Source organism: Butyricimonas sp. Marseille-P2440, assembly GCF_900091675.1.
GTDB lineage: Bacteria > Bacteroidota > Bacteroidia > Bacteroidales > Marinifilaceae > Butyricimonas > Butyricimonas synergistica.
In genome coordinates, this window is sequence record NZ_LT594608.1 from 13,136 (window position 1) to 26,442 (window position 13,307).

Consider the following 13,307-nt stretch of genomic DNA (forward strand, 5'->3'; position numbering starts at 1 on the left):
ATCAATATACATTTCTAGTTACACCATTTTTCCTATCATAACTTGTCATTATTGGATAACAATAATCGATCATCTCATCTGGCAAAGGAAGCATCCACACTCCCTTTGTTTGATCATTATACGCCTCCAACACATAGTTCCCCTCGATAGGGAATGATTCTTGAGTTATTTGCACATGATATTCATGTCTAATTGAAGTCGTTTGACGATGTGCTTTATTCACAGCGTAACGCCGCAAGTCAAACCAACGATGACCTTCAAAACAAAGTTCCTTGTACCGTTCTTGGCGGATAAACTCGATCAAATCCGCTTTGTCTGTAGGCATATCCGGAACTTCCGAATATCTGGTCGCGAGAAAATTGGACATCATCACACGAGCTTCATTCACTCTATCCCTGCAAGCCTGCGCCTCCGCTTTATTCAACACGACCTCAGCATAACGAATAGACCCCACTTCGTTCAGTTCAGTTCCATTCACGACACTCGTGATCCGATTACGTGTAAGCGGATCGTATTCCGTGTAGTCAAGTACAGTACGATATTTACGACAGACTAAAAAGCCAGGATGGGCAGGTTTTCCCCCTTGTTCTGTCGCAACAAAATAAGAAACGGTAAAGAACACACTGGCTCTTAAATCATTACTAATTCGATTATCGGAATCATCTCGCGTAAAAAACAGATTCTCTAACTCATCGCCCACGCAAAACGATTTTCCTTCACTTACCACGTTAGGACCACTGCCTCTAGTGGTAGATTCATGAACAGATTCTATCCCGGAAATTCCTTGTGCAAAAATAACCTCCGAACAATTCGTTGTCAAAAAGGTATTTCCGCTTCCAATCGAGTAGGAACCAAAATTATACAACCCGTATCCTTCCACGCTATCTGCCGCTTGTTCACACAATTCATACTCTTCCATGTAAAGATATACCCGGCTTAACAATGCCCAAGCGGCAGCTACAGAAGCATGCAAATTCGAAGACGCCTTCTCTCCGCGATTTAAATAGGATACGGAATTTTTCAAGTCTGCAACTATTTGATCATACACATCACCCGTATTATCACGCGAAAACTTTGTGTCCTCAATTTCAGGATTTAGCTTAAGAGGTATACTTCCCCCATCATTTAGATTATCTTTATTGTAAGGCAACCCGTAAATATTTGCCAACATAAAATAATTCCAGGCGCGTAAAAAATAACACTCCCCGAAAATTCGATTCAATTGGGCGTCCGTTTTCTCGTTCCCCACGAAAGCTTGTCCATCGTCCAGAATCGTGTTCACTCCGGAAATACGTGCATAACAATTTGCCCAAACCACATCACTTCGCGTACTACCATCATAAGCGACAAACGGATCTTCCGCCCAAACATATAAACCACGCATAGTTTTCCACGGTAAATTACCACCTCCGGCAGCAGCGCCACCTCCCCCGTAAGGCTGTGTTACTGCCTCTTGAGATTCATCTGCCAAGATATGCAAAAGAGTAAATTCAGACTCATCTCCATATTCTCGTCCCAAATAACCTTCCGCAATCAGCAGTTCATCCAAATCGTCCACTGTTTCTATATAAGCTGCAGTCTGAGAATATTCATTCAAAAAATTGCCACAAGAAAAATTCGCAAGGCATAAAACAAGCAGTTTAATATACAAAATTACTTTTTTCATAATTCACGTGCTAAAAATTAACATTCAAACTTACTGAGAACGTCGGACGAATCGTAATATTCACGATATCCGTGGTTCCGGATTGTTCTGGATTTTGCCCTTTCAACTTAGAAGAGCAAAGGGTAAATAAATTTGTTCCAGACAATGACAAATAAGCACTTGATAGTCCAATTTTATTTAAAAATTTTTCGTCAAAAGTATACCTAAACACGAGTGAAGACAAACGCAAATAATTTCCGCTGGCTACCCGCAAATTGGAATTATCGTACATATCATATTTAGAGAACGAACTACCTGGAGTTGGGCTCCATGGCTCGTTGCGCCACCACCCGTAATCGCGATAGACATCTTCAGTTGACCCCTGATAAGTAATTTTTGTCCGAAGAGCCGGAATATTCGTACGTTCCTCGTCTCCCGGGAAACGCCAACGATTGACAAATTCTTTTCGCAAATTATTATACGGCTGTGGATTTATCGCACTATAATCACCGGAGCAAAGTTTCAACAAACGAATCTTGTTGCCGAGGCTATAAGTAAAATTAACCGATAAACTAAAATTACGATACGAGAAATAGTTGTTAATTCCTCCTTGGATAACAGGAACACGAGTTCCAGACTCTTCCAACACTGCCATCCACACATTTTTCTTGTCTCCCGCAGCCATGGATGTATACTGTTTACGCAATTCGCCCTGATTCTCATCCTCCAGACCGTAAAAGGTAGGAATCCCTTCATTATCCAATTTCTTATATCGATAAGAATAAAAAGTATTTAACGGAGTTCCGGCAACATGCCCAGTTCCATTCAACAAATCTGATACCGTGAGTTCATCCTGCAATACATCATTCGTTTGCGATACAGCCCGATTAATCAACTGGTTCAACGTCTGACCGATTTGAGGATCAAGACGCCATACAAATCCACGTTTACCGTTCGCGGAAAGAGCGTTATTGATAGGTGTAAAAGTCAAAGACAATTCGACACCTTTGTTCTCCACGTTTCCAGCATTCACCACGTAACTGGTAATACCGTTCACGCTAGCCACTCTTTTCGTCAAAAATGCATCTGTCGTTTTTTTATAGTACACGCTCACCGTCCCCTGAATCGCCCCATTTAAGACGCTAAAATCTAAACCGGCATTCCAAGAATGTGTTTTTTCCCATTTCAAATTAGGATTCTTGTAATTCAAAATAGTAGATGAATAATTCCCGTAAGTCGTGTTATAATCACCTTTCGTGATCGTTGTTCGGGTCGGTTGTCCTGAAGGCATATTTCCCTGCATTCCGTAAGAAAGCTTTAATGCCAAGTTATCAATCCAATGCACATCTATATCGTCCGATATATTCCAACGTCCGGACAAAGACCAAACAGGAAAAAGTTTCTCGTTACTCCGATCTCCAAAAGAATTGGACCAGTCGGCACGTGTATTGAAATTCAGAATGTAACGATCGTCAAAACAATATGTCAATGTCAAATAAGCAGACATCATATTGGTTAACGTTTGAGTATAAGTCGGGAAATTCTTTACCCGCCACAAATAAAAGTATATATTTCTTGTAGTGGTTTCCGTGGGATTTGATGATACACTTAAATCATTAGCTGTCAGATCACTCAAATCGACAAAACCCATACCCCTGTCTTTATAATAACCGCGCTGTTCTTCACTGGTTCCATTATATTTTGTAGATGAAAGTTCATAACCGAGCATGGTATTTATCATATGTTTGCCATCATTCCCGAAAGACTTGGTATAATTCCCTTCCAGGCGGAATGTATAAGAACGACTACGCGTAGCGTTTGTAGACAATACTCCACCAAAAGGACATGTACTATTCATTCCTCCATCAGCCCTCAATTTAGAAATATAGTCGGAATTCTCCCCGTACCAAGTTTCTTCTTGTGTGTGCGCAAAACTGAACGAGCCTGTTCCCGTGAGCTTGAATGCCTCGGAAAAATTGTATTGTACCTGACCCGTCAAAGAAATCGTGTTTTGATCAATTGTTCGATCCGACTCGTTAATTTCATTAATGATATTCATGTGGGAATACTGATCTTGGTACCCCGTGGCATTAACTGTTTTGTAGAACCACAAATCCCCGTTTTCTTCACGCAAAGGGAGTGCCCTGTTCATTTTGGTCGCATAACTCATCACGTTTACATCAGAAGGATTATACTTCCTGTCTGCCACGCTCATGTTAGAACTAAACATCGCCGAGAATTTTTCATTCCAAAATGCTTGGGTTTTCATGCTTAACGTGTAACGCTTGTTCGACTCTCCCAAAACGTTTCCCTGTTCATCGGAATATCCAATCGAAGCATAATAACGAGCATGTTCCGATCCCCCGTTAATACTCAACGTGTGACTGTTTGAGAATGAATCATTTGTCAAAATATCCAACCAATCCGTATTCATCGTTTCGTATCTGTGAACTCTACGTTGAAATTCATTAAAATTAATGCTTCCGTTCTTGTAATAATCAATATACGCTTGTTCGACTCCAACCCATTGATTCTGTTCGCCATAGGTTCCAGTGTAACGAACGCCGCTCTCCATCAATTCACGGGAAACATCCACTCGTTCCCTAGAATTCATCATGTTAAAACCGCGATCAGAATAACGAGGACGTAACGTGAGCGTACCACTCATACTGTAAGAAACTCGTGGAGGTCCGACTTTCCCTTTGCGTGTTGTCACAACAATCACACCATTTGCCGCTCTAGAACCATACAACGCAGTAGCGGCAGCGTCTTTCAACACGTCAATTTGTTCAATATCGTCCGGGTTTAAGCCGGAAATGGCGTTCCCCAATAAATTCACGAAATCCAAATCGTTCAACTGTTGTGGATCAATATTCACCGGATCTTGCTGAATAATTCCGTCTACCACCCATAAAGGTTCTTGACTTCCCAAAATTGTTGAAGTTCCCCTAATTCTCAATTTCGGGGCAGCACCTACCTGTCCTGTATTTTGCATGAAAGTTAATCCAGGAATCCGTCCTTCTAGCATAGCGTCCAATCGATTAACTCCCGGAACATCAATATCCTCCATTTTTACCGTGGTTACCGCACTCGTCAAATGACGCTTGTCTATCTGCTGATACCCCGTTACCACCACTTCATTGATCTGTGTTACATCCTCTTCCATCGTGATGCGCAACGTATCTTTCGCTATTTTCTCGGTAAAGGCAACCGTCTTCTTCTTGAATCCAATAAAAGAGAACTCCAACGTTCCGGTCACCATGGGCAACTCCAAAGCGAACCATCCTTGGGCATTCGTCGATGTCCCGATGTTCAACCCAACGACTTTCACCGTTACCCCCGGCATCGGGAGCTTGCCCGTGTCATACACGAATCCTTTCACCCGAACGGATTTCGGTTTCTCGTCGTCCCTCGCCGCCATCGGCTTGATCACAACCACACCATCCAATAACTCGTAGGCGTATCCCTTGCCGGTCAACACCTTATCCAATATTTCAGACAATGTTGCCTGCTTCATGTTGACCGATACTCGGTCGGAAACCGACACGCTTTTATCCTGGTAAAAGAATTGTAAACCGGTTTGGTCTTGCAGATAATCAATCACTTTCACGAGAAGTTCGTTGTCGAAAGCGACATCCAATTTCTGCTCTTGCGAGAAAGCGGTTGCATTCACCGTCTGAACGCAACATAGTAAAATGAATAATTTCAATTTCATAATCAACAAAATTTTTCGCCATTTCCCCCGCGGGGAAAAGACATAGTCTTGCTTTTTTTTCATACCTTTGTTTAAATTTTAAATTCGACATTCATCTGTTAGCAGCAGATGGTTGACTACACGAGAGGAATTTAGCAGATTCCTCTTGTTTTTTTATATACTTATCACGACCACCCGGTCACGTATTGTAAATTTGACATCACTACTCTTTTCCAGTACCTCCAGTACGGTACGGAAATCACTATAGCGAGGCAGATTTCCCTTAAAGAGCATCTCTTTCGCCTCCGCGTTCTGGTAAAAGACCGTGATATTGTACCAACGGGCTAACTTGCCCATGATCTGTTCCAGCGTTTGCCCGTTAAACACGAACAATCCGTCTTTCCAGGCAATCTCTTTCCGCACATCCACTTCACGCACAACCGCTTCGCCGTCCGACACGTTCAAGCACACCTGCTCCCCCGGGCGCAATACCCGGTTCACACCCATTTGCTTATCCTCCACGAGTACCCGTCCCCGGACAAGAGTGGCGTAATTCACACTTTCCCCCGCGTAGGCACAGACATTAAAAGCGGTTCCCAACACCTGTACACTTTGCTCCCGGGTTTCCACGAAAAAGGGTTTCGCCGTATCTCTCGCCACATCGAAGTACGCCTCGCCTTCCAGATAAACCCGGCGTTCCTTCCCGGCAAACACCGCCGGGTATTTCAACCTTGACTCCGCATTCAACCAGACATGGGTTCCGTCCTCCAGAATAACATCGTATTCCCCGCCACGGGGAACGACCAGTTCGTTGTAAACGATCTTGTCTTCCCTGGTTTGTTGCCGGGATTCGTAAATTACCCCATCCCCCTCTTTCCGCACGGACACTCCGGCAAGCTCTATAATATCACGTGTAGCCACGGTATCCAAAACGATCTCGCTTTTATCCGCCAGTATCAACCGGGCTTTGTTGCTCCCGGGGACAATGGAATCCGCTTTCACAAGTGGCAGAATTTCAGTCGACGGAGTTTTACTTAACCACAAAGACCCGATCGCCAACGGGAATACAACCGCCGCACACGCCGCTATCCGCCGCCACGCCCGTAACCGCCTTTCCCGTTGCCGCAAAGGTTTCACGAGCCGATCGTACCCCTTCTTTTTATCCACCGCCTCCATCCGCTTCAATACATGGATAGCCTCGTCCAATTTCGCTTGTTCCACTCCCGGAACCTCAATATCATGTTCGTCTTTTTCCATATGTTTTTCATCTTTTACATGTATAAAACAGTTCAACATGGAAATACACGTAATCCAATTTGAAAAAAAAATTCAAAATTTATTTTCTACCTTTGCACGGACAACGTGGATATAAAATGAAGCATCCAAAACAACATACCCCTTCAATGCCATTCAGCCGGAATATTGATTTGTTTGAATCCTTATTCAACACGTACTATTCCGGATTGGTAGCTTATGCCGCCTATCTCACGGGCGATACTACCGCCGCCGAGGACATCGTGTGTGATGTGTATACCCACATGTGGGAAAAACAAGAGATGCTACGCATGGAAGGCATCAAAGCGTACTTGTTCACGTCCGTGCGCAACCGATCCCTCAATTATCTGGCACAATTGAAAGTACGCAATAACTACCAGGAAAACATTTTCCAAAACGGGGATATTACCGGAATGCTCACGTGGGAATATTACGTGGAAGCCGAATTGCGGGAACACATAGAAAAAGCCATTCGCAAACTTGCTCCCCAGTGCCAGAAAATTTTTATCATGAGCCGTTTTGACAATAAAAATGTGGCAGAGATTGCCGAAGAATTACAACTTTCTCCCCGGACAGTAGAAAAACATATCGAAATCGCCCTCCGTAAACTCCGGGTTGAACTTGCAGATTACCTGACCATAGCGTGTCTAGCTTGGTTATTGCAGATGTAACCCGAAGGATTCGTGCCATCCATCTATACTGCTTTTAAAGTAAATGCAGCTTCAAACGGGATTCTTTCGCAAGTTTCATGATAATCGATCCATGCCTTTTCCCCATGGCTCAAACGAGATATCTCGCGTGAAGTAGTAGAAGCAAAATTATTACATATTGTATTCATTATTTGCAATTCACTATCTGAAAACAAAGAAACATCAGCCTGATCAGATGATTCCAATACATTCCCCACCCAGTCGCCCACCTGCCGAATTTCTTGCCGGATCTCCGCAAACTCACTATACACCCTATCCCATCTTTCCGGAACCGGCCCAAAATCAATTGCTCGATATGACAATCCCGTCATTGCCATTCCATTCTCGCGATAAGACAAAAAATCTATATAAAACAATAACTTATTCATTTTAGTATACCACACCTCTCCACACCTCTCCAAAATGTAGAGCATAATATTTTTCAATCGCCCCAGAGATAATTGAGCGTAACCATTTTCCGCACCACGAAGCGTACTAAAAACACGCTTCATTTCATAACGCTCCAACTTGTCAGATTCGCCATTCGCAATAACCGACTTCACTTTATACATTATTTTATTATATTCCGATCGTGTTAATTCATGACTAGCACTCTCAACCATTTCCAGCATCACCTCTGGATTCATGACAGAACGAATCATTCTGCCATTAGAAACACTCGGCACTTCCCCTTGTTCGTACAAACGATATTGGTTTACCCCAATACCTAGTATTAATGACATTTTAGCCGCACTCACGCCATATCGCTCCCGTACAGCAATAACTTCGTCAGTAAACGGAATACCGTACTTTACCCTATATTGATTCGTTACCTGAACAAATCCTGCCGTATCACTTGCATCATCCGTAAACTGTTCACCCGTGTCTTCACAAAGCCAAGCCTGATGAGCATACTCGAACTGTTCTCCTCGAAAGTTCCACGTACGCTTTTCATATATACGCTTCATCTCTTTACCTGTAAACGGACTCTTCATCGTTGTTCCTCCTCTATTTAAATAAATACCTTAACGGATGCTCCGCAATATGGAATGAAATACAAATTGTTTGACATCCCACACTGCCTAACATAATTTTAATATATACCTCACGTCCCTTCACATCTTTACCAAAGACCCACATTTCCCCAAATTTATTCAGTTCATCAACAATAGGTCCTTGCACGTAATCCTCAACCACTAGACTTTCAATGACGACCCTTCTATATAAAGGTACAATTTCCAATTCTTCAAGAGCCTTTTGATTTTTTCCCCGGTCATCACGGTAGATAATTCCAAAGATTTTCATCTTCTCGTGAAATTGGTTCAAAAACTTCTGTACTTCTTTTTTTGTAAGCATACTACATTTTTATATATGCACAAAGATATAAGATTTTTCTTTAAAACGTCCATTTTGCAACTTTAAAGTTGTAAATATATGTATAACCACCCCCGAAATGTACTTCAAAAGTGGTTATACATATTAAACATTATTCAAACAGGCTTTCTAATTGCAACTCCAACGCTCCGCAATTATCACTATAGAACACGATTCCACCTTTCGGATCAATAATCAAATAAGTCGGAATAAATTTAATCTGGTATAATTCCACCCGTTTTTTAGAAGGAAATTTCTCTCCGCAACGGAATTCATCCCAAGGCAGGTTCTCTTCCGCCATGGCTTTTTTCCATGCTTCATCTTTACTATCCGTCGACAAACTGATAAATTTCACCCGATCCCCGTATTTTTCATGCAATTTTCTCAAGTAAGGAAAACTTGCCCGACAGGAACCACACCATGATGCCCAAAAATCGATCACCGTGTAACCGCCTTTTTCCACTTGTTCCAACAAGGAAACCGTTCCACCGTCAGGAGTAAGTATTTCCGCATCTTCCAGTTGCTTGCCCCGGCAATACACCTTGGCATCTTTCAGGTATTGGCGGAAATTCCGCAACGCCTTGCACGTATCCCGGTAAAAAGAAAACATTCTTTCCAAATCGTCCAAATAAGCTTGGTCATACATAAACGGATCCCTTTTCAATTCTTCCGCAGCGAACAAGCTGACTGCCAGATTTTGCCCCTTTTCGATTGTTTCCCGGGACAAACGTTCCAGTTCTGCTTTCTCCTGCTGCCACTTCCGATAAACATTCACGTCTTTCTTTATATAGAACTCCTTAAGTAAGTTTTTTAACCCGAATCTTGCCGCTATCGTTTTTTGCTGATATACATAAAATATATCCTGAACCGCAGAACCCGTTACTTTATAATGTTTCTCTTTTCGAAAATCATGTCTCACATAACGGAAAGGCATCGGTAAACTATCAATATGAGGGGTCGTAAAAGTTAGTTCTCCATCCTCCACGAAGAAATGAATTTCCCGGTGATGAAATTTTTGCTCCCCTTTCTTATCCGCTATATCCCGATCATCCAACACCAAACTATAGCATTCCGCCCGATCATTTTTTCCTCGCAACTCAAATTTCTCACCAATCACGTACCCGGTGATCTTTTCGTCCAAGTTAGACAACGGGGCTAACGAAACCACGGTACTATCTACAGCCCCGGGAACAATACCTCTCAACACGAACCCCTCCCCGGATGTTGAACAACCAACCAAAACACTTAAGACTAATAAATTTAAATACCTTCTCATTTTCATATTCTTTATTACATATTTTTTAAGATTCCAAAGCAAACTCCATCTCCCCTACACGAGAAGTACGATACACGATTTTACCTTCAGGAGAAATCAAAAGCAAAACCGGAATAGCCGTAATCCGGTACAATTCTTGCGCAACAGACATAAACTCCCCTTCATCACGGAGTTGTAACCATGGCATATTTTCTTCCTTCATTGCCTGTTGCCAATGCTCCTCTCTATCTGATATAGCAATACTAATAAATTTTACCCGATCGCCACAACGTTTATACAACTCTTCCATGGCGGGAATACCCATTCGACAGGAACCGCACCACGACGCCCAAAAGTCGATAAGCGTGTACCCCTCTTTATTCAGTTGTTCCAAAAGCCGCACTTTCCTTCCATCGGGAGTAACCAACTCGACATCTTCCAACGGTTTTCCTGACACGAAATCTTTCTCTACCCGCAAACTCTCCCGATATTCCCTCAATACCTTACAAGTATCCCGATAGAAAGCGAACAACTGTTCCATCTCCTCCACCTCTGACACATCATAAGTAAAAGGCACCCGCTTCAATTGCTGAGCCAAGTACAAGTTGACTTCCAGATTCCGTTGGCTTCGAATAAATTCTTTCGTCAAGCGTTTCAATTTTTCCTTATTATAACGCAATTGCTTATAATCTATAGAATTTCCATCACTTTCTTTCTCCAATTTTTCTATCATATAACGACAGGAAAGAGTTTGTTGTTGATAACGAGAATAAGCTTCTTGCGAAGCACTTCCTTTTAACGTGTAATTTTTTTCTTTCCTAAGATCATAAAGATGGAAACCATCGGATAAACTATCAATATGCGGCGTGGAAAATTCCAGATTTCCATTTTCTATAAAACAAGCAATATCCTTGTAATGCGTCGTTTCTCCATGTAACAAGCGATCGTCCACCCGCAACAAACAATAAGTGGGAGTATTCGTCTTTCCCCTGATTTCAAATCTCTCATTCATTATCACTCCTATAGGTCGTTCGATTGAATTTTTCAAAAATAAAGTAACTCTCATGCTATCTTTCGCCCCCGGGATGACTCCTCGCAAAACAAAATGGTCTTTAGGAACCCGAGCTGATGTACAAGCCAACATGCTAAACAAAAACAACACGATCAAATATCTCATAAACGACCTCATTTTCATTTCTTAAACAAACGCTCCATGCAAGTCCGGAAACTATTGTAAGGCACTCCGTCATAAATGATCTTGTTATTCTCGTCCAACACGTACAAATGAGATACATTGTGCTCTTTTCCACCGTACAACTCCAAGACGGAAGAAACTCCATTTTTCCAATCATATCCCTCTTTCCAAGGACGTTTATCTTCTTTGACAATTTTCTCCCAAACGTCACGGTCTTCTTCCCGGGAAATACTGATAATTTCCAACCCCTTATCCTTGTATTCGTTATAAATAGGCATAATATAATCGCTTTTCTCGCGATATATTTCAACAGAAGGTTTCCAAAACATCAAGACTTTTACCTTTGCTTTCACATCCGACATCTTAAACACTTTTCCCTCAACGCTCTCCAATTCAAAATCCGGAGCAATAGCCCCGATCGCCGTTCTCTCTTTTAAAGCAATCGCTTCTCCCGCTATTTTCCCGTACCGTGTTGCACGCCCTTTTTCTGAAAGCAGATTAAATCTCTCTTTCGAGAATTTCAAAGAAAACAGATCTACATTAACAGAGACCATCATTGCAGAAGCTGCTGCATCAGGATTCGCCTGAATAACTTTATTTTCCTCTGCTTGCTGCAATTTCGATAAATTGGACATCTCTTTATGAGCAGAATCTCTTAACTTTTGGTCTTCCGTATTCTGCATAATTCCCATACATTTCAATCTTTCAATACCAATTTGGCTTTCAATTTCTCTAAACGTTTGAAATATCTTTTGTTCTATTCCTCCCTCGACGATGCTTCCATTCGCATTAAGCCAATCTACAGTGATATTAAAATTAGTATTTTCCAGGAACACTGGAATCATCTGAAACATTCCGTCTATGCTTAATACCGTGTATATCGCCTCATCTACTTTCCCGACAAATTCAAACATACCGTTTTTTATCTCGGCCCGGGCAATCGTGTCTTCATTCACGATAAGATAAGCCTCTTTGGAATCTCCATTGATTAATTTTCCTTTAATACGATAACCATCTTGCGCATAACAAAATCCAAATGCTACACAAGCTAAAAACATCAATACAATTTTTTTCATACTAGTAATTTTTAATTTAAACACGACTCTTTAAGGGGAGGTGTGTTTTGACACACCTCCTGGTCCATGAGGTCCATAAATGAACTACACACTTTAATTATTTTCTGGGCATTGGGTTAAGGGATTCGAATGCGGCAACAAATTCCTGTATCCCTTCAAATTTACGATGCACCCGGTCATAGTTATAATCCGGGTTCGCGTAAAATTCCTGTTCCCGCCCTCGATATATATACACCAGAGCCACATAATCCAGCAAATCCTGTTCCTCGGAAACCAAAACTCGTACCTCGGGATTATCTACACAATAACTCAACATTCCCGCGGACTCTTTCACGTTTTCCTCGTAGTCTTCTACATCATAGGCAAAACGGGCTTCCTCGTAACTGACCCAATTTTCATAGGTAATATCATACCATTCTGTCAAATCGACATTTCCTGCCAACATCCATTTTACTACTTTAGAAGCGATGATTCGAGCACACCACCAATCAATGCCTTCCTTATCGTCGGCTTCAATCATTTTTTTCAAATCTCCTAATAACCCTACCACCACGCCTTTTTGTGCAGAATAAGTCGACGACGTATAAGTCAAAACGACATCATCCCACGTGCTCCAATCCATCACGGTTTTCAGATCATTTATGGAATCAACCAACAAATAAGATTTGGGACGATATTCTCCCTCTTTAGGCAAATAAGGGATAACCTTGTCCCGAATCATCTGCACGGCAAGCAACATTGCCGCTGTATCTGTACTAAAGACCGCATGACGAGTCGGCTGGAAATTCGGTGAAGGTGCTTCTCCGAATATTTCATAAAGTAGGTTAAACGTTTCCACTCGTACCAATAGATTTCCTTGGGCATCTTTGGCGTAATATTCCTCTCCCAACGTATCATTCACAAAAATAGGTATTCCTGTTTCATTATAAATTTTATACACCAATTGATTCAACTCTCCCGGCTTATCGGGAATCACGAACCAATTTTGATCTCTATAAGAGGGAGTAGAAATCTCCTCTTCATCCTTGTTACAAGCGTTAAATGCCAACAGACAGGAACAAAAAACATATAATAAACTTTTTTTCAGCATACTCTTATTTCTTA

General features: G+C 41.8%; 10 protein-coding genes. 1 reads left to right on the forward strand and 9 read right to left on the reverse strand.

Annotated elements, in window-relative coordinates; genetic code table 11:
* Window position 1: 1 nt before the first annotated feature.
* From BN8899_RS03605 to BN8899_RS03615, 3 genes are all read right to left on the reverse strand, one after another.
* The gene (locus BN8899_RS03605) at window positions 2–1,666 is read right to left on the reverse strand and encodes a RagB/SusD family nutrient uptake outer membrane protein (RefSeq protein ID WP_065218345.1); all 1,665 of its coding nucleotides are present in this window, start codon (window positions 1,664–1,666) and stop codon (window positions 2–4) included.
* A gap of 10 nt (window positions 1,667–1,676) precedes the next feature.
* Window positions 1,677–5,360: a SusC/RagA family TonB-linked outer membrane protein gene (locus BN8899_RS03610; protein WP_231932255.1), complete on the reverse strand. Its 3,684-nt coding sequence runs from the start codon at window positions 5,358–5,360 to the stop codon at window positions 1,677–1,679.
* 153 nt (window positions 5,361–5,513) lie between these two features.
* Complete coding sequence (locus BN8899_RS03615; protein ID WP_187376743.1) at window positions 5,514–6,596, reverse strand: FecR family protein; 1,083 nt, start codon at window positions 6,594–6,596, stop codon at window positions 5,514–5,516.
* 116 nt (window positions 6,597–6,712) lie between these two features.
* Here BN8899_RS03615 and BN8899_RS03620 point away from each other — a divergent pair, with 116 nt between their 5' ends.
* The gene (locus BN8899_RS03620) at window positions 6,713–7,285 is read left to right on the forward strand and encodes an RNA polymerase sigma-70 factor (RefSeq protein ID WP_231932256.1); all 573 of its coding nucleotides are present in this window, start codon (window positions 6,713–6,715) and stop codon (window positions 7,283–7,285) included.
* 23 nt (window positions 7,286–7,308) lie between these two features.
* On the opposite strand, the gene BN8899_RS03625 is transcribed toward BN8899_RS03620, so the two are convergent.
* From BN8899_RS03625 to BN8899_RS03650, 6 genes are all read right to left on the reverse strand, one after another.
* On the reverse strand, window positions 7,309–8,271 hold the full coding sequence (locus tag BN8899_RS03625) for a type II toxin-antitoxin system antitoxin SocA domain-containing protein (RefSeq protein WP_187376745.1): 963 nt from the start codon (window positions 8,269–8,271) through the stop codon (window positions 7,309–7,311).
* 40 nt (window positions 8,272–8,311) lie between these two features.
* The gene (locus BN8899_RS03630) at window positions 8,312–8,659 is read right to left on the reverse strand and encodes a toxin (protein WP_065218350.1); all 348 of its coding nucleotides are present in this window, start codon (window positions 8,657–8,659) and stop codon (window positions 8,312–8,314) included.
* Window positions 8,660–8,789: 130 nt separating this feature from the next.
* On the reverse strand, window positions 8,790–9,953 hold the full coding sequence (locus BN8899_RS03635; RefSeq protein WP_187376747.1) for a TlpA disulfide reductase family protein: 1,164 nt from the start codon (window positions 9,951–9,953) through the stop codon (window positions 8,790–8,792).
* A gap of 25 nt (window positions 9,954–9,978) precedes the next feature.
* Window positions 9,979–11,109, reverse strand: a complete 1,131-nt coding sequence (locus BN8899_RS03640; RefSeq protein ID WP_065218352.1) for a TlpA disulfide reductase family protein — start codon at window positions 11,107–11,109, stop codon at window positions 9,979–9,981.
* Between the two features lie 14 nt (window positions 11,110–11,123).
* Complete coding sequence (locus tag BN8899_RS03645) at window positions 11,124–12,203, reverse strand: DUF4369 domain-containing protein (RefSeq protein ID WP_065218353.1); 1,080 nt, start codon at window positions 12,201–12,203, stop codon at window positions 11,124–11,126.
* 97 nt (window positions 12,204–12,300) lie between these two features.
* A complete protein-coding gene (locus BN8899_RS03650) occupies window positions 12,301–13,293 on the reverse strand; it encodes a hypothetical protein (RefSeq protein WP_065218354.1) in 993 nt (330 codons plus the stop codon).
* Window positions 13,294–13,307: the final 14 nt, after the last annotated feature.